The organism is Pseudomonas sp. NY15364 (assembly GCF_048068235.1).
Lineage (GTDB): Bacteria > Pseudomonadota > Gammaproteobacteria > Pseudomonadales > Pseudomonadaceae > Aquipseudomonas > Aquipseudomonas mendocina_D.
Genome location: NZ_JBLUPX010000001.1, coordinates 289,792 through 314,056, shown reverse-complemented (window position 1 = coordinate 314,056; position 24,265 = coordinate 289,792). Strand labels below are relative to the sequence as shown.

Sequence of the window (24,265 nt, the reverse complement as noted above, 5' to 3'; positions counted from 1 at the left end):
AGTTCGTCCGTCACAAACCGTCGCCGGCCACGGCGAGGCCAAGGGTCGATTTGGGCGAAGGTGCGTAATTAGCTGTGGTGCCGTCCAGGTCCACGTCTGCTACAGGTCGGCGTGCGACCCGCTCTTGTGGCCGCGCTTCGCGCTTATCGAGGGTGGCCCAGAGGTCGAGGCGTTTCTCGGCCAGGTAGTGCTCGATTTCGGCATCCTCGATCGGCGACTTGCGCTGGGTGATCAGGTCAACCTTGGCCTGGACGATATCCAGGGCGATGACCTTGTTGTGTTGCGCCAGCAACACGGCGTTGGAAAGGCCTACATAGCCGGTTCCGACAATGGTGATGTTCATGTCGTGTCCCTTTGAATCCTGTGATAGCGACCTGTGCCCACTAGGGCTCAGCGTCAGTTCGAGCAGTGTGTGTACGGGCATTGAGAGGGTGACTCAAACAAGCCGAGTGCCACCTGGTGGCTAAACGGTCGAATACGATTGCCTCAAATACGCGGTAATTCTTGGTTGTTTGTTGGTTGCATTTGATAGCTTCGCCCCGGGGCGGGGCTCCTACAGGTATCCACTGAGCGATGAGCCCCACAGGCCGCTCCTACAAGGACTGGGTTCGCCAGGGATACCTGTGCGGGCCTATACCCCCCTGTAGCCCGGAGGCAATCCAGGTATGCGATGTATGACGGGTAATCCTTCCCGGACTGCATCCGGACTACAGCAATACGGGCATGGCTGGGCCTTCGCCAAGCAGCCCGGAGCCAGCCTCGATTCGCGGCCAAGGCCGCTCCTACAAGAGATGGAGGCGCCTGCGATACCAGCGTCGGCCTAGCCATCCGCATTGTCAGTACCCGGCGGCGAACTGGCGTCTTGGCTTTCTATTGCAACGTAGCCCCCCGTCCTGGGGGCGCCTTTGAACTCAACCAACCGCTGCTCACGCAGAGTTTTAAGCCAGCGCTCGACCGTTCTGAGTGGTGTGCCCATGGCTTCGCTTATGGCTTTCGCACTCAAACCGGGGTTGTTTTCAATGAAGACAAGCAGTTCCTTTACACCGCCACTTACACCGCCACTTACACCGCCACCTGCCTCACCTTGCCCGGAAACCTGCTGCACATGCTCCTCAGGAAACCGGAACGTCACCCATAGACCGCCTGGTTCAAGCTGCCACTGCGGCATCGGGTAGTTGTCCTGCCTGCAGGCTTCGATGATGCACTCGATACCACGCCCCCAGGATTCGATCAGGCCGGCCCGAAAAAACGCATTGGCAATGTCCGGGTTGAACGGGCATGAGGCATGTTTGGCCATGAGCTTGTCCAGCGTCCAGTCAGCCGGTAGTTGGCCGGGGTTCCAGATCATCAGTCTGTCGGGGTAAACGCTGATCTGTATCGCAAGCGCGGGGGTATCGATCAGGTTGTGCCAGGTGCGATAGGGCAGAGGCATAAGACGTTGCTGGATCAGTTTCAGATAGCTTTCCAGCCGCTTGTTGTCACGGCCGAAGGTGAGCTGGAAGGCGTCTTCCAGCACTAGGGGCAATAGTTGCGCCGAGGGCTGGCTGCAGTAGATCGGGCCCTTGAAGCCGGCGGCCAGCAGGTAGGGCAGGCGGCCGACGTGGTCGATATGTACATGGGTCAGCAGCAGCGCCTTGAGGGTGCCGATGTCGAATTCTATGGCCAGTTGTTCGGCTCCGGCCTTGCCTTCTGCTGAGGTTTCCGCGCCCTGGAACAGGCCGCAGTCCACCAGCAGGCTGTGCTGGTCGTCCATATGCAGTTGGTGGCAGGAGCCGGTCACGCCGGTGGCGGCGCCGTGGTGTTGGATCTCCGGGTAAGGCATTGGCGTTAGTCCGTTAACGAGGTTTGGTGCCCGTGTATGTGATGCAGCTCGGCGCGGATGCAGGTCATCGCCGAGCGGGAAACGATCAGTGCAGAGAGCCGGGACAGCCGCAGCTAGAAGCTTCGCGGCTGAAGCCGCTCCTACATACAGGCATGCCATGACGGCTGTGCTCAGTAGATGTCCTTGGACAGCAGGGTGAAAGGGGTCTTGATCAGGATCTTGATATCCAGCCACAGCGACCAGTTGTTGATATAGGCCAGGTCGAGTTCGACGCGCTTTTCCATCTTGTCGATGGTTTCGGTCTCGCCCCGGCAGCCGCTTACCTGGGCCAGGCCGGTGATGCCGGGTTTGATACGGTGGCGGGCCATATAGGCCTTGATCTTGCCGGTGTAGTAGTCGTTGTGCGCCACGGCATGGGGACGCGGGCCGACCAGGGACATATGGCCCTGCAGCACGTTGAACAGCTGCGGTAGTTCGTCGAGGGAGGTGCGCCGGATAAAGCGGCCGACCGGGGTGATACGCGGGTCTTCGCGGGTGGCCTGCTTGACCTGGGCATCATCGTGCATACGCATGGAGCGGAACTTCCACACCTTGATGACCTTGCCGTTCCAGCCATGGCGCTTCTGCTTGAACAGCACCGGGCCGGGTGAGGAATATTTCACCGCCATTGCGGTGGCCAGCAACACCGGGCTGAGGGCGATTATCGCCAGTAGCGCTACCGCACGGTCCATCAGGGCCTTGGTCAGGGCGGCGGTCGGGTAGGAGGTCAGCGGGCTTTCATTCAAATGAATGGCCGGCATACCTTCGATCTCCCGCGCCGAGTGGTTGAGCAGCATCATGCTGTTCAGGTCGGGAAGCCAGACCACGTCGACATTGGCATCCAGCAGATCGACGTACAGACCCTCGATCTGCTCGGCCTCGCTCAGGGGCAGGGCGATATACAGGCGGCGGATATTGTGGGTGGCGATCAGGTCGCGCAGGTGGGCAAGGTTGCCGACTATCGGGTAAAGCCCGTTGTCCGGCAGCTCCAGCTCGGTACTGGCCACCAGCCCCACCAACGGCTCGCGCCTTTGCCGAACCAGTTTGTCCGCCAAATCCTGCGCCAGTTCGCCGGTACCTATGATCAGCGAGGTGCGGGAGGCCTGCAGTTTCTTGTGGTAGCGCCTGGAGAAACTGTGCAACGGCACGTACAGGCAAGCCTGCAGGACGAAGCCGAGCGAACCCCAAGTGAGGATCACCTCACGGGAGAAGAGTGTGCTGGTCTTGGTGATAAAGGTGGCGACCAACAGGCCGGCCAGTAGCAGCAACCAGCCGCCGAGCAGGCGGCCGAGACCCGCCAGGTGGCTATGGTGCTTTTGGTAGGCCCCCACCAGGGAATAGGCAGGTACCGAACCCAGCAGGGTGAGCAGTGCCAGGATGCGGTATTGGGTATCAATCTCGCCGGTTTTGATCATGGCGAGGGTGCAGAGCAGCAGGATCAGCAGGCTGGTGGCCGCCGCCCATTGGCCCCAGAAGGTGAGGCCGCGGTTTTCCGCTGTGCCGCTTTCCCGCTTGCTGGCCAGGTTGGACCGGCGCCAGCTTTTGACGATGTTGTCCCCGCTGTGCATCTGGGGGCTGAGCCTGTGTGCTGGTCTCTCGGCCGCTGGGGCTGCTATCTCGGTCCGTGACATGGCGATTTACCTGCGGGGGTGTTGGAGCGTAATTAGTCGGTTGTGGCGTTTGGCGGCAGAGTTATGCATTGACAGGCAATTGGAGCCTTGTGGGCAAGCCTGCTCTTAGGGCTAGTACTTTTTAGCCAGCTTGTGGGGCTGATGGCCCGGTGTTTTGTGTGGTGGTGGTTCGCTTACAGTAGTTTGCGAGCAGAGGACTAGGCGTCGTCCTCGGCTCAGAGTTTGTTGTGATGGGCTGTCACCCATCCTACGAATTCATCCTGCAGGCTACGCCTTTCAGCTGAGGGAAGAGCTGATGGGGCGGATCCTCGCAAGCGGTGGGGTCGTGCCTGCGAGGTTCGCGGCTGAATCCGCTCCTACAGGGTGTCACGTTGACGACCTGGGAACGGGATCGCCGTGCTCGGGTTCGTGGATGAATCCGTGCCTTCAAACAATCCGCGTATTTTGATTTCCCGGGATGGAAAACAGTCGGGCCGTAGGCGGGTGCAACCCGCCATCGTTGATCTGGCGGGTTGCACCCGCCCTACGTGGTACCGACAGCATCGCGTCGAAGACGAGGCGTAATCTCCTTGGTCGTCCGCTAGTTCAGGCATTGGGTGAGCTTGCGGGCGGTTTTCAGGTCGCTGGGCAGGCCGTTGCATAGGTCCTGGAGCCTGCCGGTGTGTTGGGCGATCTCGAGCATGCAGCGAGTCTCCCTTGGGCCGTCGGCTACACTGCGGCGGGCAGACTCCAGGGTGGCTTCGCGTTGCTCCGCACTGAGGTGCGGCCAGGCGCTGAAACCGATGGTCGCCAGTTCGCGGTTGACGCCGATGCGCCAGGGGCCGAGCTGGAAGGCCTGCTCCAGGGCCTGGTCGAATGTCTCGTCGAACGTCTGCAGGTAGAGCTTGGCGTGGGCCAGGCGCTCCCAGGTGTAGGGCCAGGTCGGGCGCACAGCAACAATACCAGCATGCCCATTGCGGCTAGCCACTGGCCCCAGAATGTCAAACCTCGCCCCTGTGGCAAACCACCATCACGCTTGCCAGCCCAGGCGACGTTCGCATCGCCAGGGTTGGTTGCGGAGGGATCGCCTGCTAATGGCGATGCAGTTGCAAGTTGGTGCAGCGCACTGGTGTCAGTAGGTGCTGTAGTCTGAATCCGTGACATGAAGTACTACCTGAAAAATCCGGAACGACGCCTTGATGGCATCCGGCAAGACCATGCAAGGGCATGATCAGGCTTGCGATTACAGGTCGTGGCAATAGCGCCTGACCCTTTGTATTGCGTTGGCCTGCATCGCTGTGCCGGGCCTCTGGTGGACAAGCCTTCGGCATGTACACCCTACGGGGAACTGAATATTGCGTAGGGTGGATATGGCGTAGCCTTGTCCACCGATACAGCGGCAACCTACAGGCAAGGGGTGAGCTTGCGTGCCTCGATCAACTCTGCCGTCAGGCTGCCACACAGTTCAACAACCCGACCGGTGTGTTGCGCCACCGCCAACTGGTACTGGGCTTCGCCCATGCCATAAGCCACTGCACGACGAGCCGATTCGAGAGTGGCTTCGCGTTGTTGCACTGATAGTTGCGGCCAGGCGGCAAAGCCGATGGTAGCCAATTCGCTGTTCACGCCATTACGCCAGGGGCCAAGCTGGAACGCCTGCTCGAATGCCATGGCGAACTCATCATCGAAGGCTTGCTGATAAAGCTTGGCGTGGGCCAAGCGCGACCAGGTATATGGCCAGACCGGGCGTGCCAGCACCGCTTCGCGGTAGGCCTCGAGAGCCGATTGGCGCGAAGCAGCAGCCTCCTCCAACGCATAGGGGTGGCGGAAATACTGCCAGCTATAAACGCGCCCCAGGCGGTCGAGCCGATCACCGTCCGCCACTGGGTAAAGTTCAATTGCACGCTGCGCGGCATCGTGGGCGACTTGCCAGGCAAGTGGTTGGGGCTCGCTCTTGGCCGCTGACCAGTTTTCCAGAAAGGCTTCGGCCTGGTAGCTGGCGATACCGGACAGGCTCATACGCACACCCAACCCGATAATCAGCAGGGCAAACGCCAGCAGCAGCCACAAGGCAACACGCGACATGCCGATGCCGGTTCCCCGTACACGTCGTTTTCTAACGCGATCCTGATCGATGACTGCACTCATTGGAAATGACTCTGGGCGATTTGCCAGGGCGTGGTGCGCACCAAAGCTTCAGCTTTGACGTCACCGACCAGGCGCGCGGCCTCTCGCAGGCCGGCACTGATGATGGGCGGACGATGCTGCAGGTTATGCGCATCACTGGCCAGAATCGTGACGACGCCTTGCTCCAGCAGCGCATGGGCCACCTCTTCGGCAGCCTGGCCAAACTGGCCGGCAACCGAACCTGCCGTGACCTGCAACAGGCAGCCCTGATCGAGGAAAGGCTTGAGTTTGGAGGGCGAGCGCATGATGCCCTTGTTGCGCTCCGGGTGCGCGATCATCGGCACGATGTTGCACTGCAACAGCCAGCTCGTCAGGCGCTCGGCACCGAAGGGAATCTCACTGTGCGGGAATTCGAGCAGCAACACCTTCTTGCCCAGCCACTCGCCGAGGAACGGAATCGCCCCCTGAGCGATGCCCACCATCAGTTCCATACCGAAACGCACTTCGGCGGCGGCGGCCACCTGCAGCGGAATGTTCTCGCGCACCAACGCGGCGGAGAACAGCGCATGCGCACCCTGAATCGAGGCAGGCGTGTTGTCGTAACGACCGGGATGGATATGCGGCGTACACACCAGATGGGTGATGCCGTCCTGCACCGCTACCCGCGCCAGAGCCAAAGCCGCATCGAGATCAGGCGCACCGTCGTCGATACCAGGGAGCAGGTGATTGTGCAGGTCGATCATGATCGCGTATCTGGTTGGGGGGGACGCTGGTGGACAGCCCTTGCGGAATGTCCACCTACGTTGTTGCAGAGAAACGGCCCAGGCAATTGGCCTGAACCGTAGGAGCGTCGCCATGCGCGCGAGCCTTCGCAGACGTGGCCCGGCTCCGACAAAAGAGCTCTTTCGTAGGAGCCCGCTTACGGGCGATCCGTCGCTGCCCCAGATCATCGCTGGCAAGCCAGCTCCTACAGGTAGCGCCCTGCCCGTGAAATCATGGGCATGGCCCATTAGCACGCCAGGATTTTGTAGGAGCGGCTGCAGCCGCGAGCCGTTAGGCCTTCTGCGCGTTGCTGTAGCCATAGTAGTCGTAATAGCCGCCGTAGCTGTAGCCGTACTTCTGGGCCTTCTTGATGTCGACCTGGTTGAGCACGATACCGTTGACCGGCGCGTTGTTCTGCAGCAGTTGACCGACGCCTTTTTCCACCAGCGGAATGTGCGTGGAGTCGGACTTGACTACGTAGATCAGCGAGTTGGCGAAGGTGGACAGCACGATGGCATCGCTGACCGCCTGGGTTGGCGGCGAGTCGATGATGATGCGTTCGTACTTGCTCTTGAGTACTTCCAGCGCCTTGGCGAAACGCGGCGAAGACAGCAGTTCCAGCGGGTTTGGCGGCACGGTGCCAGCGACCATCATGTCGATACCGTCGACCTGCTTGATGCACTCTTCCAGCTTGGCGGTGCCGGCGATCAGGTTGGCCAGGCCAGGTGTACCAACCGGGAACTCGAAGCTCTTGGCCAGGGTTGGGCGGCGCAGGTCGGCGTCGATCAACAGCACTTTTTCCACCTGCCCTAGGGCGAATGCCAGGTTGGCGGAAACGGTACTCTTGCCTTCACCCGGAATCGACGAGGTAACGACCATGACCTTGTGCGGGTGATCTATGCCAGATAGCACCACGCCGGTACGAATGGTACGGATCGACTCGGAGAAGCTCTTGTCCTTGTCGGTGTTGAACATCCGGGCCAGTTCGCCACGCTCCTGGTTGCCCTTGAGCAACGGCAGGATGCCGAGTACCGGGATGTTGAGGCGGCTCTCCACCTCTTCGGTGCTCTTGAAGGTGTTGTTCAGCGCCTCCAGCAGCAGCGTCAGACCGACGCCGACGAAACCGGCGAGCAGCGCGGCGATAACGACGATCAGGGCTTTCTTCGGTTTGACCGGCTCGCTCGGCACCACGGCTTGGTCCACCACCCGGGCGTTGGCGCTTTCCAGGTCGGAGGTGGCGGCGGTTTCCTTCAGACGGGTCATGAAGGTGTCGTACAGCGCACGGTTGGTGTCGACCTCACGCTGCAACTCGCGCAGGCGGAATTCCTTGCGGGAAATATCCTGGATCTGCGACTTGTTGGCGTTGAACGAAGCCTGCAGCGACTGCTCGTTGGCCACCGCCAACTGGTAGTTACGCTCGATACCGGCGACCACCTGCTGCACCTGGCCACGCAAGCTACCGGAGGCAGCGCTGAGTTCGGAGCGAGCGGCTTCCATTGCCGGGTGACGTGCGCCATAGCGCTTGGACATTTCCTCGACCTTGGCGCGGGCCTTGGCTTCTTCGGCCTTGAACTGCTGGATCAGTGGGTGACCCAGTACAGCTGGCACACTGGCCAGGCGTTCCCAGTCATTGCCCATGCCACGCACCTGGCGGTACTGGCTTTCAGCCTCGGCGCGCTGACGGCGGGCATCGATCATGCGGTCACCAGTCAGGTTGAGCTCGGCAGCGCTGATGGTGGCAACACCCTGCACATCGACCAGGTTTTCCGCTTCACGGTAGCCCTGCAGGCGGTCTTCGGCTTCTTTCAGCTTGGTACGCAGTTCACCCAGACGGCTGTTCATCCAGTTGGTGGCGGTCATGGACATTTCCATGGTCGCTTCCAGCTGGCTTTCGATAAAACCATTGGCCAGGGCGTTAGCAGCACGCGCCGACATACGTGCATCGGCCATGTCGACCTGCACTTTCACCAACTGGCTCTTACCTTGCGGCTCGACGCTGATGCGCCCCATGAACTCTTTGGTGACTGCGTCGAAGATCTCGGCTTCGGTCGGATCGATCTCGCCTTCCAGATCGTCCGGCAGGGTGGCCGGTACGACTTTGTGGAAGTCGAAGTTGGCCATCAGCCCCTTGAAGTCGATCAGCGGCTCAGGCTGCTGACGCGGGTCGAACTCAGGGTGCGTGGTCAGGTTCAACTGACGCACCACACGCTCAGCCAAAGCACGCGACTTGAGCAGTTCGAACTGGGTTTGCAGGTATTCGTTGCCAGCGCCATCGAGGCCATAGACCTGTTCGATGGAAACCACCTTGGCGCTCTTCTGCTCGATCAGCAAAGTCGCCGCAGCACGGTAGATCGGCGTGATGGAGAACACGGCCAGAATCGCCACCATGCTGACCACCAGCACCAGGGTGATGATGCTCCACTTACGCCGCCAGATGGTCTGCCACAGTTTGAGCAGATCGATCTCGTCGGCATCCGCTTCCTGGCGCTGAACGAGCGTGTTGCGCTCGGTGATTTGACTATTACTTTCCATGCTTGCGGAAACTCTGAAAAAGGTGAAGGCGCTCAGGCGACGACGAGTGCGAATCAACGCTCATCGCCATCAGCCAGTGGACAGACAACGACAGGTCAGAAGAAGCCTTGGTCGATCGTGATGGTGTCGCCAGGCATGACCAGGCTGTCCAGAGTGGCCTTCTCCGGGGTGCGATCGGCATTGCTATCGCGAATGATGGTGATACGGCTGACCGAGGCGCGCTCGGTCAGGCCACCGGCCAGTGCCACGGCGCGACGCAGGGTCAGGCCAGGCTGGAAGGGATAGCCGCCAGGTGTTTTCACCTCGCCGCTGATGAAAAACTCACGGTACTGCAGGACGCTGACCGACACACGCGGATCGACCAGATAGTCACCCTGCAGCTTGTCGACGATCATCTGCTCGATCTCGGCAGCCGTTTTACCCCGTGCGCGGACTTCGCCGATGAAGGGGTAGGAAAAAGTACCGGCATCGGTCAGGCGCAGCTCTTCGAAGCTGAGATCCGGCTCGCCGAAGACGTTGACGCGAATGACGTCGCCAGAAGCCAGTTTGTAGGTGGAGTTGCCGTCCGCCAGGGCAGCACTGCTGTTGAACAACAGGACGCCAAGGATCAGGCTGAAGAAGATGCGGATGACCATAAGACTCGGTGCTCTTGAATAACTGGGGAAACAAAACCAGCACGCCGGCTATAGCGAACGAGCGCCGCACTCCCGAAGAAGTGCGGCGCCCTGTCCGAGCACTGCCTTGTTACAGGCTGGCGGAAACGCTGATCATGTAGATGTTGCGCTTGTAGCTTTCGCCAACGGCAGTCGAATCGTTCTCGGAATACTTGTAGCCAACGCCCAGATCCAACCAGCGGCGCATGGCGTAGGTCAGGCCGAGACCGAAAGTATCGATCTTATCGTCACGGTCGACGTCCTGATATTCCTTGTCGGTGTAGCTGTAGCTGACGGTGGAAGTCAGGCGATCCAGCCACTCGTGCTCCCAGCTCAGGGTGGTGCTCTGAGCTTCGATGGAGGAAGCGCCATTGTCACCTTCGTCCAGCGCGCGACGCGTGGTCAGGCTGAAGGTCGAATAGGTGCGTGGTTTCCAGTCCACACCGACTTCCCACATGCTGCCGCTCTTGTCATCGAGACGGGAATCGTCGAAACGCTTCTTCTCGCCACCGATCTTGACGGTACCGCTGGTTTTCGCCGTGGCGTCCCAGGTCAGACCGCCGAGCAGGGCGACGTTGTTGCTGTTCAGGCGATCATTGGTGACGTAGTCGTAGTCGGTGTAACGAGCTTCGACCAGAGCACGGGTCTTCGGCGCCACACGGTAATAGAAGGTGCTGCTCAGAGCGCTGGTATCACGCTCCTTGTCCGCGTTCAGGTTGTTGCCGTTCTGATAACGCAGTTCCTGGTAGTTGGCACCGAAATCGATCTGCGCACGGGCACTCTCGGCGCCGTAGCTGTACACGCCGCCAACATTGGCCGTGCTGTACTTGTCGTTTTCGATGTTCTGATCCTGGGAAGCGGTCTCTTCTACCTTGTGGTAGCCGGCGTTCAGCTTCAGACGATTGCGCGCATCGAACTCGAACACGCCATCTGCGGTCAGATGGTGGTCTGTGTTGTTGTCCTTGTGGCTCGAATGAAAGATATCGCTGTTTGCCGTGTAGCTCAGGGCGTAGGCGCTTTTACGGCCTTCGGCAGCGAGGGTGAAGGTCGGCGTGATCGCGGTGATCCACGAAGACTCTTCGTTGTTTTCCGCGGCACGGAAGTTGTCGTCATAACGCTCGCTCACCTGCAGGGTGGGCGTGAACGTCAGGCCATCGGTCAACTTGATGCTTTGCGGCTCAAGCGCCCAGGCGTTGGCGCAAAGCGCGGCCGAAACGGCGGCCGCAAGCGTACTTGCATTGAACTTAATGCTCATGAAACCCCCTAATGACTTTCTTGGCGCTGGCTTCGCCGCAGAAAACGGCAAAACGGCGCAGGCCCCAAAGCACCTGCGCCCCAGAATTACAGTGATTGCGAACGATCAGTTCGGGCTGGCAGTCGGAGTGCTGCCGCTACCGCCACCGCCGCTGCTGCTCGGCACACTGGAAGTCGGGGTGTTCACACCGGAGCTGGTAGCAACGGAGGTAGTCGCTGACGCAGCGCTAGCGGCAACGGCGGCCTTGATGGCATCGGCTTGAGCCGGCGCAGCGAGGGCAGCGGCATTGCTGATGGCAGTGGCTTGAGACGGCGCAGCGGCGGCAGCGGCGGCAGCGATGCTGACAGCAGCGTTCGGGTTGGCCTGAATAGCGGCCGTCACAATGGCGGCAGCGGCTTCCGGATTGGCTGCAACAGCTTCCGCGACGATGGCAGCAGCTTCTTCTGGGCTGGCAGCAGCGATGGCTTGCAGTTGCGCAGTGGTCAGGGCCGACTCATTGGCGACGGAGAGCATGGGCGCGGGGGCTGGCGCGAGGGCTGGTGGGAGGCCGTTTAGGCTAGTTGAGTCAGCAGCGAGTGCATGACCGGAGGCCAGCACCAGAGCCAGGGAGAGAGTGGAAAGGGTTTTACGCATATCGAACGTCCTCATTAGATATTGCATGGTGTCCTGTCCCTCTGCTGCATGAGTAGTGGGCAGTCATGGTGGTTACAACGGATTAATCAACGAAGGTTTGAAGCTCATACAGCCGGGCACATGGCCCAACCGCGCGCACGACGCCATGCCAGAGCACACGGGTGCAATGGCTGTCATCGGCAGAAAACAGGGAAATTTGAACAAGAAGCGGCATGTTAGTCCTTTAACGTTTTCGCACTTTCTCTATCGCAATGGCTGCCAGGAGGCGTCACCCACGATCACTACAGCCCATCAATCAACCAAACAGCCCTACCTGACGGCAGACACGCTACCGCCCCAAGATTTGCCGTCATTCCTTGAAAACGCTGATTAAGGCTTTTTTACAACTCAGTCAATACGCAGAAAAGCGTCATACGACGTGGTTTCGAGCAACAACGCAGCAAGCCAACCGAAACCTGGCAGCGCACTATGCAACACCGGTTCAGCACCCCGAACCTCATTAATATCTTGATACAGTTTCGCAGAGGCAACCTCATACCTGCACCGGGGCGCAAGTATACAGATTCTCACCTACGGGGATGGCAATTTGCCGACAATCGGGCCGTTGACGTCTGAAAAATACCACATTCAGATTTTTCTGATACCCGTCAGGGGCATATAAATTTTCTGCTGACGCTGCAGAAAGGTGAGAAGAAGCACTACACGAGCCTCGCCATCCATCTCGAGAAACACCGCATCGAAACTGGCGAACGGCCCCTCTTCGATGCGAACCGTTTCCCCCGAAACCAACGGGACGCTCTGCTCTTGCGCAACGAAAGGACGTTGGCGCAATTGTTCCACCAACTCGCACTCGACTGCCGTGGGCTTGCCGCCAAAGCTGACGACGCGCAATACGCCGCGCGTCGAGCGCAGGACGCTCCAGTTATCCTGTGCACCAAGCTGCACGAACAAATAGCCAGGAAATAGCGACTCGCCGACACCTTTAGCCTTCTCAGCCGAAGAGCTCTCACCACCATACATCGGCCGGAAACACAGGAAACCCTGGCGGCTCAGATTTTCTTCCGCCCGGGCATCCTGGCGTGCCTTGCACTGGATCAGATACCAAGCCTTGACTGTGTTGGCTGAATGCTCCGTCATGCTCAAACCATCGCTTAATTACATGAACACATATGATGCCACCGCCCCACGACAAAGCGTGTCGCATTGCACCTCATCAGTCGATGCGGATGCCGGATAAGCTTCTCGCCATTTCTCGGTAGATCAGGCGCTATCAGCAGATATCGGCACAATACAGCGCTTGAGCGGTACAGGCGAGCCAGAGGCACGGCTCTGCGCTATTGGCCAAGTCATGCACAGGCGGCTCGTCACTCCGAAACGGAATACCGGAGCACTCAGCGCATACCGCTCATCCAACGCAAGAACTCATCTTCGAGCAGTGGCCTGCTGCAGAAATAACCCTGCCCCAAGGTGCATTGGTACTCGCGCAGCAACGCGTACTGGCTTTCGCGCTCTATCCCTTCGGCCACGCACTCCAAACCGAGGTTGCGCGCGATCATCAGAATGGTCTCTACCAGTTGGCCACCGCTGGCTTCGCCATCGAGGTCGGCAACGAAGCTGCGATCGATTTTCAGGCGATCCAGCGGCAGGCGCTTGAGGTAGGTCAGCGACGAGTAGCCTGTACCAAAATCGTCGATGGCGAAGCGCACACCCAGAGCCTTGAGCTGCTGCATGTTGCCGATGCACTGGCCGATATCCTCCAGTAACACGCCTTCGGTGATTTCCAACTCAAGCGAGGTCGCCGGGACGCCATGACGCTGCAGACAATCTGCAACCCGTCTCACGCAGTCAGCCTGGCGCAGCTCGCGCGGGCTCAGGTTGACCGCCAGCACCAGGTGCGGCCACTGCCCGCGCCAACGCGCCAGCGCCGCACAGGCCTGTTCCAGCACCCAGTGGCCGATTTCCTGGATCAGACCGGTTTCTTCGGCCAGTGGAATGAACTGATCCGGGGCAATATCGCCCCACTCAGGGTGCCGCCAACGCAACAGCACTTCCGCTCCGGCGACCTGACCGCTCTCCAGCATCACCTGCGGCTGGAACACCAGGTGCAACTGCTCACGAGCAATGGCCTGGCGCAACTCACCCTGCAACTGCAGACGCTGATCGATGGCGGCCTGCATCTGCGGCTCGAAGAAATGCAGGGCATTGCGCCCGGCATGCTTGGCCCGGTACATCGCGGTATCGGCTTGCTTGAGCACATCGGCCGCGTTCTGGCTGGCCAGCGGATGCAGGGCAATGCCAATACTGGCGCTGACCGACAGCTCACGCCCTTCGATCACACAACTGCCATGCAGGCTCTTCAGCAGCTTGTCGCCCACTGCCGCCGCATGTTCGGCCACCACTTGCGGATCACTGCCGAGCGCTTCGAGCAGCACGACGAACTCGTCACCGCCCAAACGCGCCAGGGTGTCCTCGGCGCGCAACTCACGGGCCAGTCGCGTGGTCACTTCACGCAGCAAGGCATCGCCAATGAGATGTCCCAGACTATCGTTGATGGTCTTGAAATGGTCGAGATCGATAAACAGCAGCGCGCCCAGACTTCCCTCGCGCTGCTCGCGGTCCATCGCATGTTGCAAGCGATCGAGCAGCAGGCGGCGATTAGGCAGGCCGGTAAGCTCATCGCTGTATGCCAGCCGCTCGATTTCCCGCTGATAGCGCTGACGCTCGGAAATGTCGGTGATGCTGGCGCGAATCAGCAGCGATTCACCCGGCATCCGTACCAGCCGTATCTCGCAGGGCAGAACACGACCGGCGCTGTCACGATGCAGCCATTCGAATACCGGCACCTCACCATCAATGGCACGCGCCAGGTATCCCCTGCCAACCTGAGTCGACTCCCGTCCATCGACCTGACGCAGCGGACTGATGTTCTGGATGCTTTTGCCGAGCAGCTCGGCGCGGCGATAACGGAACAGGCGCAAGGCGTTTTCATTGCACTCGACGATACCGCCATCCGGCGAGAACAGCAGAATCGCCTCCGGCGCGTGCTCGACCATGGTGCGGTAGCGCGCCTCGGCCTCGTAGCGCGCGCTGATGTCCTCGATCAGTAGCAGGAAAAGCCCAGAACGCGCACTGCTGCCACGAACCACCCGCAGGCTGAGGCGGGTATATACCACCTGGCCATCAGGGCGCAGGAAACGCTTATCCAGCTCGAAGCCCTCGCTGCGGCCATCCAGCACCTGGTCGAGCAAACTCTGCTCGGCATCCAGATCATCAGGATGAGACAACCCGGCCCAGGTACTGCGCAGCAGCTGCTCACGACTACGACCAAGAATACTGCAAAGTTTGAGGTTGACCTCCTCCCAGCCGAAGGTCGAAGTAGTCAGGGCCATACCGATCAGCGGCGCTTCGAAGAACAGCCGCAGGCGCTCATCACGCTCACGCAGTTGCTGCTCGGCACGCTTGCGCTCACTGATGTCCTGGATCGCACCATAGATTCGCACCAGCGCCGCCCCGTCACGCTCGACCACGCCACGCAAGCGCATCCAGCGGCCACCCTGGTGTGCCGACAGGCGCACCTCAAGATCCAACTCATCGTCACCTTCGACAGCCGCCTGCAGGGTCTCCAGCATCAGCGCCTGGCTGGGCTTGTCGTAGTAGTCGAGCGTCTGCTGCAAGGTCGGCGCCCCCTGCGCCAGATCACGCCCGACGATGTTGTAGCAGCCCTCGCTCCAGAACATGCTGTGGTCGTGCATCTCCAGCACCCAGCCGCCAAGACTGGCGATATGCTCGGTCTGGCTGAACAGGTGGCTCTGGCGCAGCAGTGTCAGGCGTTGCTGCTCGACCTTGGCCGCCAGTTCCTCACGCTCGGTGACGTCATGCTGCAGGCCAACGAAATGGCTGACACCCTGATCGTCGCGGATCGGCGCCAGCATCACCTCGCTCCAGAACGCACTACCATCCTTGCGATAGTTGCGCAGCACGGCCCGAGCCGTACCGCCCTCGCGCAATGCTTGACGCAAGGTCAGCACGCCAGGCTGCGTGTAGTCCTCGCCCATCAGAAAAAGGCAGTTGCGCCCCAGCGCCTCCTTTCTGGCGTAGCCGCTCATGCGGTTGAAGGCCGGGTTGCAATAGATCAGCGGCAAGCCAGGCTGCCGGGCATCAGCGATGGTCACACCCAGCGGGCTGGCCTCCATTGCCAGATTGGCCTGCGCCAGTTGCTGCTGCATCCGCGCACTGCTGGCCAGTGACTGGCGCAAATCACCGAGCACCCGCCCGACCAGTAGGGCTGCGGTCATCAGCAGCAGCACCGTAAGCTGCAACTGATTGCGCTGCAGATCCAGCTCGCCTGGCTGCAAGGCGCCACGCGCCAGCGGCAAAAGCAAGGTGACCGCGAAGGCAAGCGCCGCGCCGAACAACGCCCCGGGGAACGCATAACGCAGCGCCAACACCAACATGCTGACACCCAAAAGCGGCAAACCGAGCAGCGGCGGCAAGAAGCCGATCAGTACGACCAGGCCGATAAATACACACACGGCCAGCAGCCCTGAAACCGAGCGATTGCAAACCATGGCGGCAGACTCGACAACCTGGCTCGTCTGCATCCAGCCACGCCTGCGCAGCAACGGGCTCACGAATGCCAGCAAGGGCGTCGTCAGCGCCAGCAGGCCGATGCTGTCGGTCAGCCACAGCTCCAGGCTGGCCAAGGCCCACTGCCCCTGAGGCGGATGTCCGGTCAACCACAAACTGGCCTGCAACCCGAGCGACAACAGGGTTACCGGCAGCAACACGCCGAAAGCCAGAAAACGCAGCAGATCATCCAGCCGGGTAAGAGCGGGGTCGAACGGTTGACGCCGCAACAGCCACCAGGCCAACGCGATGGCCGCCGTTTCCGGCACGGCATAAAGCGCCGCCCACTGCCAGGGCAGCCCCCACAGCGAACTCACCGGTGGTGAGCATGTGCAATTCATCACCCTTCTTCAGCTCGCGGGTAGCCAGCGACAGCTCGTACTCGCCGAAACTGACGCTCTCGTCTTCGCTACCCGGCGCACCTGGCACCACCGGCGCCTGGCGGCGCAGCACGGCCTTGATCCGCGCCAGCAGCTCACGCGGGTTGAACGGCTTGGCCAGATAATCGTCGGCGCCGAGCTCCAGGCCCTGAATACGGCTGGACTCATCGCCCTTGGCGGTGAGCATGATGATCGGCATCTGGTTGCCCGACTCACGCAGACGGCGGCAGGCGGACAGGCCGCCCACGACTCGCTGGCCGCGCAGGCAGAGCTTGAAGCGCAGCCCATGGGTGATTTCGATGCTTTCGTCGCGGCCTACCAGGCGAGCATTCTGGCTTTGGCCGTGTAGGGCGAAGAACCGTCGACTGCGTCACAAAGCCAACCAGCGGAGCAAAAGCCAGGATGGGCGGCCACTCCCCTGGCCGCCCCGCCAGCTAGCATTGCCGGGTAAAGGACGATAGACGAGCAGCGCCCATGGCCGATGACGCCACGCCGCAATGGAGCCTGGAGAGCCTGACCAAGGCCTACCAGCAAGGTTATATGGCCGGCCTTACTGACCAACCCAGGACCCGCCAGCCCTACCCTGACGAAATCCCCGCTGCGGCCTGGGAGGCCGGCTGGGACGACGGCTTCGAGCTGATGCGCCTGCAGCAGCACAGCGCCTGACACTCTGAACGCATTGTGGGAGGGGCTTTAGCCGCGACTGATTCATCGCTCGCGGCTAAAGCCCCTCCCACTCATTACATTTGTCTTCCTACAACGCCTTCTCGAACACCTTCGAATTGCGCTGGTAGTTGTACAGCGACGCCCGCGCGGTGGGCATGCGCTCGACGCTGCTCGGCTCGAAGCCGCGCTCGCGGAACCAGTGGGCGGTGCGGGTGGTGAGTACGAACAGGGTCTTGATCCCCTGCGCCCGCGCCCTGGCCTCGATGCGTTCGAGCAACTCGTCGCCACGCCCGCCATGGCGGTAATCGGGATTGACCGCCAGGCAGGCCAACTCGCCGCAGTCCGAATCGGCGATGGGATAGAGCGCTGCGCAGGCGATGATCAGCCCCTCACGCTCGACGATGCTGAACTGCTCGATCTCGCGCTCCAGCACCTCGCGCGAACGACGCACCAGAATCCCCTGCTCTTCCAGCGGGCTGATCAGCTCGATCAGGCCACCGACATCCTCGATGGTCGCCTCACGCAGGGATTCGAACTGCTCCTGGGCCACCAGGGTGCCGTTACCGGTGCGGGTGAACAGTTCGCTGAGCAGCGCACCATCGGTGGCATAGCTGACGATGTGGCTGCGCTTCACGCCGCCACGACAGGCTTCGGCGGCGGCATCGAGTAGCTCGCCCTGATAGTTGCTGCCCAGGCGCGCCAGATGCGCTGGCACCTGCTGCGGACGCAGCTCGCGCACCAGCTTGCCGCTCTCGTCGAGCAGGCCATCCTCGGCGCCGAACAACAGCAGCTTGTCCGCCCCCAGGTCGATGGCGGCGCGAGTAGCGACGTCCTCGCAGGCCAGGTTGAAGATTTCCCCGGTAGGCGAATAGCCCAGCGGCGAAAGCAGCACGATGCTGCGTTCGTCGAGCTGGCGGTTGATGCCCTTGCGGTCGATGCGCCGCACTTCGCCGGTGTGGTGATAGTCGATGCCATCGAGCACGCCGATCGGCCGTGCGGTCACGAAGTTGCCACTGGTCAGGCGCAGGCGCGAGCCCTGCATGGGCGAAGCGGCCATGTCCATCGACAGACGCGCCTCGATGGCGATGCGCAGTTGGCCGACGGCATCGATCACGCACTCCAGGGTCGGTGCATCGGTGATGCGCAGGTCGCGATGATAGTGCGGGGTCAGGCCGCGGGCGGTCAGGCGCGCCTCGATCTGCGGGCGCGAGCCGTGCACCAGCACCAGACGCACGCCGAGGCTGTGCAGCAGCACCAGATCGTGAACGATGTTGGCGAAGTTCGGGTGGGCGATACCCTCGCCCGGCAACATGACCACGAAGGTGCAGTCACGATGAGCGTTGATGTAGGGCGAGGCGTGGCGTAACCAGTTGACGTAGTCGTGCATGAGCAATCCATTAGCGTCGAGACGTAGGACGGGCATAGCCGTCATGTTCGGTTAGAGAGTCGATCTCATCGTCGCTGCACGTCGTCACTCCGGGTCAGGCAGTAGTGTTGGATCAGTTGGCGCAGTATCGCCACAGTTGGTTCGATACGGGCCAGCTCCAGGTGTTCCCCGGGCTGGTGCGCACAGTCGATATCGCCGGGGCCGAGCACCAGCGTCTCGCAGCCAAGGCGCTGAAGATAAGGCGCCTCGGTGCCGAATGCCACCGCCTGCGCGCTGTGCCCGGTCAGCCGCTCGGCCAGACGTACCAGCTCGGCATCGGCACGCTGCTCGAATGGCGGCACTTCGGGGAACAGCGGACCATAGTCGATGCGTACCTGATGCTTGAGCGCCAGTGGCAGCAGCTTGCCGCGAATGGTCTCGCGCAGTTGCTCAGGATCCATGCCCGGCAGCGGACGCAGGTCGAACTCCAGCGCGCACTGGCCGCAGATGCGGTTGGGGTTGTCGCCCCCGTGGATGCAGCCGAGGTTGAGGGTCGGTTGCGGCACGCTGAACTGCGGATTGTTGAACTCGCGCTGCCACTGCGCACGCAGGCCACGCAGCTCCCCCATCACGTCCTGCATGGCCTCCAGCGCGCTATGCCCGAGACTCGGGTCGGAGCTGTGACCGCTGCGCCCGAGAATATCGATACGCTCCATCATCACGCCCTTGTGCAGGCGGATGGGTTTGAGGCCGGTCGGCTCGCCGATCACCGCCGCACGGCCAAGCGGCCGCCCGGCCTCGGCCAGGGCGCGGGCGCCAGCCATGGAGCTTTCTTCATCACAAGTAGCAAGGATCAGCAACGGTTGCTGGAAAGGCTGATCAAGCAGCGGCCGCACGGCTTCGATAGCCAGGGCGAAAAAACCCTTCATGTCGCAACTGCCCAGCCCCACCCAGCGGTCGCCCACTTCGCTCAGCTTGAGCGGATCGGTCTGCCACAGGGCCGCATCGAAGGGCACGGTATCGCTGTGCCCAGCCAGCACCAGACCACCAGGGCCGGAGCCATAACTGGCGAGAAGATTGAACTTGCCCGGGGCGATCTGCTGGGTTTCGCAGGTGAAGCCCAGGTCACCGAGCCAAGCGGCAAGCAGCTCGATGACAGGCGCGTTGCTCTGGTCCCAGTTGGGCTGGGTGCAGCTCACCGAGGGCGCTGCGATCAGCGCAGCGAACTGCTCTCGGAAGGACGGCAAGGGCATCGGCGATCTCCTGGGTCGGAGCCCCATCATAGGGGCATCCAACCTCAGGGGAAACCGTCAGGCCGGGATCAGACCCCGCCGAACAGCGCGCGCAGGATGAAGAAGAAGATGATCGACAGGATCGCACCGGCCGGCAGGGTGATGATCCAGGACAGGAAGATCTTGCCGATCATGCCCAGGTTCAGCGCACCGATGCCGCGTGCCAGGCCGACACCGAGAATGGCGCCGACCAGAGTGTGGGTGGTGGATACCGGCAGACCCAGGCCCGAGGCGCTGACCACGGTGGTAGCAGCGGCCAGTTCAGCGGCGAAGCCGCGGCTGGGGGTCAGCTCGGTGATTTCCTTGCCGATGGTGGCGATTACCTTGTAGCCGTAGGTCGCCAGGCCGACCACGATGCCCAGCGCGCCCAGCAGCAGAATCCAGCCCGGTACCAGCGACTTGTCGCCAGCAGCCAGGTCACCGCCACTCTGGATCACACCGACGATGGCCGCCAGCGGGCCAACGGCGTTGGCCACGTCGTTGGAGCCATGAGCGAAGGCCATGGAGCAGGCGGTGAAGATCATCAGGATGGCGAACACCTTCTCCACGCTGGAGAAGTGGAAAGCCTTGTCAGCTTCGGCGTCGACATGAATGCGACTGAGCAGCGCGATACCGATCAGCATGACCAGCACGCCGATACCGATCGAGAGCAGGAAGCCTTCGGTGCTGGAGAGGTTCAGGCCGACATGCTTGAGACCCTTGGTCATGGTCATCAGCGAAATCATGAAGCCGGTGATGAACATGTACAGCGGCACATAACGCTTGGCGTTCAGGAAGGGATTATCGGTATCGATGATCAGCTTCTGCACGCTGACGAAGAGGCAGAAGGAGATGGTCCCGGCCAGCATCGGCGTGACGACCCAGCTGGCGACTATGGGGCCGACGCCGCTCCAGTGCACGGCATCAACCGATACACCGACTGCGGCGAAACCGATCACCGCACCGACGATGGTGTGGGTGGTGGACACCGGCCAGCCGCGCATCGACGCCACCAGCAGCCAGGTGCCTGCCGCTAACAGAGCCGACATCATGCCCAACACCATCAGGTTGGGGCTGATCAGATTGGCATCGACGATGCCGTTCTTGATGGTTTCGGTCACCTCGCCGCCGGCCAGGTAGGCACCGGCGAACTCGAAGACCATGGCGATGATGATCGCCTGCTTGATGGTAAGTGCACGCGAGCCAACGGATGTACCCATAGCATTGGCTACATCGTTGGCTCCAACACCCCAGGCCATGAAAAAACCGAAAAGGCAGGCAAGAACGAGCAGAACCAGCCCGTAGTCCGCAATCAGAGACATAAATTAGTTTCCGTAGATCCCAGAAAGGACACTGGCGCTTAGCGCGCCAGCAGTTGTTCCAGTCGGTTGCCCACTCGTTGGGCACGGTCGGCGACATCGCCGATCCAGTCGATGATCTGATAGAGGAACATCACATCGACCGGGGGAAGGTCCTTCTCCAGCTTGAACAGGTTGCGGCGTACCTCGATCTGCAGGCGGTCGGTATCGTTTTCGATCGAACCGAGCTCCTCGATCAGGTTTTCCACCAGCACTGCTTCGCGGCCGGCAAAACCGGTTTCGAGCAGTTCGTCCAATTCGTTCATTGCCTTCAGCGCCTGGGCGCTGGCGTCCACACTGCGCTGTACGTAGGCGCGCACCAGTGGCTGCAGTGGCTGCGGAATAGCCATCTGCCGGCCGAGCATCAGACCGGCGATGTCCTTGGCACGGTTGGCGACTTTGTCCTGTACACTGAGCAGCTCAAGCAGGTCCGAACGCGGCACCGGCAAGAACAGGCTCTTGGGCAGGTGCAGGCGCACGCTTTTCTTCAGCTTGTCGGCCTCGTGCTCCAGCCGGGACATCTCCTGTTGCACCTGTTCTACCTTGGCCCAATCCTCGGCCATGATGGCCTCGAAGAAGGGAACCAGGTTCGCCGCGCACTCGTGGGCCTTGGCGATATGCTGTTGCATGGGGCCGATGGGTGAACGGCCGAACAGGCTGACAAAGGGATTGATAGGCATAGGGTAAGCCCCCGTTTTGAGAAGGCCGCAAGTATAGGGACCGGATTCGTCATTCGCCAGCGCGCGTCATCGGTCTGTCACATTTTCATAAAAGGCTATCTAGCTCTCGACCATGGTCAAAGAAACCGAAATCAAACTGCGCGCCAGCCGCGCCACCCTGGCCGCCCTGCGCGAGCACCCGCTGCTGAAGAAACGCAACAAGAGCGGCTGGCAGCGCGGCGAGCTATTTAATCAGTACTACGATACGCCGGACCGTGACCTGGCCAGCGCCAAGGTCGCCCTGCGCCTGCGCCGTGATGGCGAGCAGTTCATTCAGACGCTGAAGAGCCGCGGCCAGAGCGTTGCCGGCCTGTCCGAGCGCAACGAGTGGGACTGGTACCTGAGCAAGGCCAAGCTCGATCTGAAAAAGCTCGACGACAGTTGCTGGCCGGCCAGCCTGGCCGAGCTGGACAAGAAAACCCTGCAGCCGCTGTTCACCACCGATTTCGTCCGCGAGAAGGCCGAGATCGCCTGGGGCCGCGGCAAGGCCAAGGTGGTCATCGAGGCCGCGCTGGACCTGGGCAAGGTGATCGCCGGCGAAGGCGAAGAAGAGATCTGCGAGCTGGAACTGGAACTGCGCCAGGGCGAGCCCGCTGCGCTGCTGGAGCTGGCCTGCGAGCTGGCCGCCGAGCTGCCGCTGATGCCCTGCGATATCAGCAAGGCCGAGCGTGGCTACCGCCTGTTCGATGCCGGCAGTTACAGCCTGAGCCTGCCGGTTCCCCAGCTGACGGCCGAGATGAGCCTGGACGACGCTTTCGCGGCGCTGGCCTGGCATCTGCTCGGCGCCAGCCAGCGCCTGGCCGAGCAATATCGCTGGAACGGCCACTGGAGCCTGTTGCAGCAATGGCTGGAGCAACTGATCGACCTGCGCGCCCTGCTCGCCAGCCTCGGCCAGGCAGCGCCGCGTGCCAGCTCGCGCGAATTGCGTGAAGCACTCGATGCGCTGCTCGATGACTGGCGTCCGCGCCTGGCAGCCGGCCAGGACGACGACAGCATGCGGCGCAATGCGCCAGCGCTGTTCGCCGCCGAACTCGATGGCTGCCGCTGGGGCCTGCTGTCGCTGAAGCTGTCGCACTGGCTGCTGCTACGTAGCTGGACGACAGAGCGCAACAATCGCGGTAACCGCCAGGGCGCCGCCGCGCTGGGCAACTGGCTGCCGACCCTGCTGAACGAAGAAGGCACTGCCCTGCAGCTGCGCCGCTATCAGCAGCAGCCGGAGGATCTGGCCGAACAGATGCCGCGTCTGGAGCGCCTGCTGGTCTGGCTGCGCCTGGCCCGTGGCGTGCTGGAAGTGCCCGAGGTCGACCGCCTGTATGGCGAGCTGAACAAGCTCTACGAACTGGCGCAGCAGGCCCTGGACGACGAGCAGCGCCAATTGCGCGCGACTCAGACGCAGATCGTCAGCAGCCTCAAGGGGTGGAAGGCGTTGGTGAAATAGCGGCTGAGCCTCACAACCTTCGCGGCTGAAGCCGCTCCTACAGATCGCGGTACCGCCCCGATCAGTGACACCATGAAAAACGGGCCCCGCGGGGCCCGTTCTGCTTTCAGCCAGAAGCTCAGTTGCTGCCAGGGTTGCGACGGCTGTCGATGACCTGCTGCCAGGACGGATTGGCGGTCTCGTCCATGGTCTGCTGCATGGCCTTCTTGCGTTTTTCCTCGGCGCGATGGGCGAAGAACCAGGCCAGGAAGGTGGCGAACGACACCGCCAGCAGGATCAGGCTGGCTACCGCGTTGATCTCCGGTTTGACCCCCAGGCGCACGGCGGAGAAGATCTCCATCGGCAGCGTGGTCGAGCCAGGACCGGAGACAAAGCTGGCCAGCACCAGGTCATCCAGCGACAGGGCGAAGGACATCATCGCACCCGCTGCCAGCGACGGCGCGATCATCGGTACGGTGATCAGGAAGAACACCTTCCACGGCCGAGCCCCCAGGTCCATGGCGGCCTCTTCGATGGACATGTCCAGCTCACGCAGGCGCGACGACACCACCACGGCCACGTAGGCCGAGCAGAAGGTGGTGTGGGCGATCCAGATGGTGGTCATGCCGCGCTGCATCGGCCAGCCGATCAGTTGCGCCATCAGCACGAACAGCAGCAGCAGCGACAGACCGGTGATCACTTCCGGCATCACCAGCGGCGCGGTGACCAGGCCACCGAACAGCGTGCGCCCCTTGAAGTGGGTGATGCGGGTCAGCACGAAGGCCGCCAGGGTGCCCAGCGCCACCGCCGCAATGGCGGTATAGCAGGCGATTTCCAGCGAGCGCATCACCGAGTTCATCAGCTGGGTGTTGTCCAGCAGGCCGACGTACCACTTCACCGACCAGCCGCCCCACACCGTTACCAGCCGCGAAGCGTTGAACGAGTAGATGACCAGAATGACCATGGGCAGGTAGATGAATGCCAGACCAGCCCAGAGCATGATGCTGGAGAAACTGAAACGCTTCATGG

At 61.6% G+C, this 24,265-nt stretch carries 20 protein-coding genes and 2 pseudogenes; 3 read left to right on the top strand and 19 right to left on the bottom strand.

The features are described from left to right. Positions 1-10: 10 nt before the first annotated feature. The 14 genes and pseudogenes from ACNFCJ_RS01510 to ACNFCJ_RS01445 all read right to left on the bottom strand — a co-directional run bounded on the left by ACNFCJ_RS01510 (position 11) and on the right by ACNFCJ_RS01445 (position 16,626). A complete protein-coding gene (locus tag ACNFCJ_RS01510) occupies positions 11-343 on the bottom strand; it encodes a hypothetical protein (RefSeq protein ID WP_416769355.1) in 333 nt (110 codons plus the stop codon). A 477-nt stretch (positions 344-820) separates the two neighbouring features. Continuing rightward, entirely contained in the window at positions 821-1,372 is a 552-nt protein-coding gene (locus tag ACNFCJ_RS01505; RefSeq protein WP_416769588.1) for an ATP-binding protein, read from the bottom strand. Continuing rightward, a pseudogene (locus tag ACNFCJ_RS01500) lies at positions 1,370-1,822 on the bottom strand (MBL fold metallo-hydrolase); the annotation flags it as partial. The gene ACNFCJ_RS01505 and the pseudogene ACNFCJ_RS01500, both read right to left, overlap by 3 nt. A gap of 170 nt (positions 1,823-1,992) precedes the next feature. Further along, positions 1,993-3,429, bottom strand: a complete 1,437-nt coding sequence (locus ACNFCJ_RS01495) for an undecaprenyl-phosphate glucose phosphotransferase (RefSeq protein ID WP_416769354.1) — start codon at positions 3,427-3,429, stop codon at positions 1,993-1,995. A gap of 643 nt (positions 3,430-4,072) precedes the next feature. Continuing rightward, positions 4,073-4,423, bottom strand: coding sequence for a hypothetical protein (locus ACNFCJ_RS01490; protein ID WP_416769353.1), 351 nt, complete (start codon positions 4,421-4,423; stop codon positions 4,073-4,075). Between the two features lie 452 nt (positions 4,424-4,875). Further along, entirely contained in the window at positions 4,876-5,619 is a 744-nt protein-coding gene (locus ACNFCJ_RS01485) for a hypothetical protein (RefSeq protein ID WP_416769352.1), read from the bottom strand. Beyond that, on the bottom strand, positions 5,616-6,341 hold the full coding sequence (locus tag ACNFCJ_RS01480) for a tyrosine-protein phosphatase (protein ID WP_416769351.1): 726 nt from the start codon (positions 6,339-6,341) through the stop codon (positions 5,616-5,618). The genes ACNFCJ_RS01485 and ACNFCJ_RS01480 overlap by 4 nt, the downstream gene beginning before the upstream one ends. A gap of 310 nt (positions 6,342-6,651) precedes the next feature. Continuing rightward, on the bottom strand, positions 6,652-8,892 hold the full coding sequence (locus ACNFCJ_RS01475) for a GumC family protein (protein WP_416769350.1): 2,241 nt from the start codon (positions 8,890-8,892) through the stop codon (positions 6,652-6,654). A 95-nt stretch (positions 8,893-8,987) separates the two neighbouring features. Continuing rightward, positions 8,988-9,527, bottom strand: coding sequence for a polysaccharide biosynthesis/export family protein (locus ACNFCJ_RS01470; protein ID WP_416769349.1), 540 nt, complete (start codon positions 9,525-9,527; stop codon positions 8,988-8,990). Between the two features lie 109 nt (positions 9,528-9,636). After that, on the bottom strand, positions 9,637-10,800 hold the full coding sequence (locus tag ACNFCJ_RS01465; RefSeq protein ID WP_416769348.1) for an outer membrane beta-barrel protein: 1,164 nt from the start codon (positions 10,798-10,800) through the stop codon (positions 9,637-9,639). A gap of 105 nt (positions 10,801-10,905) precedes the next feature. Continuing rightward, entirely contained in the window at positions 10,906-11,433 is a 528-nt protein-coding gene (locus tag ACNFCJ_RS01460) for a hypothetical protein (RefSeq protein WP_416769346.1), read from the bottom strand. A 627-nt stretch (positions 11,434-12,060) separates the two neighbouring features. Then, positions 12,061-12,570 carry a transcription/translation regulatory transformer protein RfaH gene (gene rfaH / locus ACNFCJ_RS01455; protein WP_416769345.1) on the bottom strand — a complete coding sequence of 170 codons (510 nt, stop codon included), beginning with the start codon at positions 12,568-12,570 and terminating at the stop codon, positions 12,061-12,063. Positions 12,571-12,824: 254 nt separating this feature from the next. Continuing rightward, a complete protein-coding gene (locus ACNFCJ_RS01450) occupies positions 12,825-16,328 on the bottom strand; it encodes an EAL domain-containing protein (protein WP_416769586.1) in 3,504 nt (1,167 codons plus the stop codon). After that, positions 16,246-16,626, bottom strand: coding sequence for a response regulator (locus ACNFCJ_RS01445; RefSeq protein ID WP_416769584.1), 381 nt, complete (start codon positions 16,624-16,626; stop codon positions 16,246-16,248). The genes ACNFCJ_RS01450 and ACNFCJ_RS01445 overlap by 83 nt, the downstream gene beginning before the upstream one ends. Positions 16,627-16,656: 30 nt before the next feature. Here ACNFCJ_RS01445 and ACNFCJ_RS01440 point away from each other — a divergent pair. Together ACNFCJ_RS01440 and rmf are read left to right on the top strand one after the other, a co-directional pair. Further along, positions 16,657-16,788 (top strand): annotated as a pseudogene (locus ACNFCJ_RS01440) (hypothetical protein); the annotation flags it as partial. Positions 16,789-16,913: 125 nt separating this feature from the next. Continuing rightward, entirely contained in the window at positions 16,914-17,105 is a 192-nt protein-coding gene (gene rmf / locus ACNFCJ_RS01435) for a ribosome modulation factor (RefSeq protein WP_416769343.1), read from the top strand. Positions 17,106-17,193: 88 nt separating this feature from the next. Here rmf and argA read toward each other — a convergent pair whose 3' ends face one another. The 4 genes from argA to ACNFCJ_RS01415 all read right to left on the bottom strand — a co-directional run bounded on the left by argA (position 17,194) and on the right by ACNFCJ_RS01415 (position 21,780). After that, on the bottom strand, positions 17,194-18,492 hold the full coding sequence (argA, locus tag ACNFCJ_RS01430) for an amino-acid N-acetyltransferase (RefSeq protein ID WP_416769342.1): 1,299 nt from the start codon (positions 18,490-18,492) through the stop codon (positions 17,194-17,196). A 65-nt stretch (positions 18,493-18,557) separates the two neighbouring features. Continuing rightward, the gene (gene argE, locus ACNFCJ_RS01425; protein WP_416769340.1) at positions 18,558-19,724 is read right to left on the bottom strand and encodes an acetylornithine deacetylase; all 1,167 of its coding nucleotides are present in this window, start codon (positions 19,722-19,724) and stop codon (positions 18,558-18,560) included. A 68-nt stretch (positions 19,725-19,792) separates the two neighbouring features. Then, positions 19,793-21,064, bottom strand: a complete 1,272-nt coding sequence (locus tag ACNFCJ_RS01420) for an inorganic phosphate transporter (protein WP_143504626.1) — start codon at positions 21,062-21,064, stop codon at positions 19,793-19,795. A gap of 38 nt (positions 21,065-21,102) precedes the next feature. Next, positions 21,103-21,780: a TIGR00153 family protein gene (locus tag ACNFCJ_RS01415; protein WP_416769338.1), complete on the bottom strand. Its 678-nt coding sequence runs from the start codon at positions 21,778-21,780 to the stop codon at positions 21,103-21,105. Between the two features lie 112 nt (positions 21,781-21,892). On the opposite strand from ACNFCJ_RS01415, the gene ACNFCJ_RS01410 reads away from it, so the two are divergent. Further along, entirely contained in the window at positions 21,893-23,257 is a 1,365-nt protein-coding gene (locus tag ACNFCJ_RS01410; protein ID WP_416769336.1) for an inorganic triphosphatase, read from the top strand. Between the two features lie 118 nt (positions 23,258-23,375). On the opposite strand, the gene ACNFCJ_RS01405 is transcribed toward ACNFCJ_RS01410, so the two are convergent. Next, positions 23,376-24,263 (bottom strand): ABC transporter permease subunit, encoded by an 888-nt coding sequence (locus tag ACNFCJ_RS01405; RefSeq protein ID WP_416769335.1) that lies wholly within the window; start codon positions 24,261-24,263, stop codon positions 23,376-23,378. Positions 24,264-24,265: the final 2 nt, after the last annotated feature.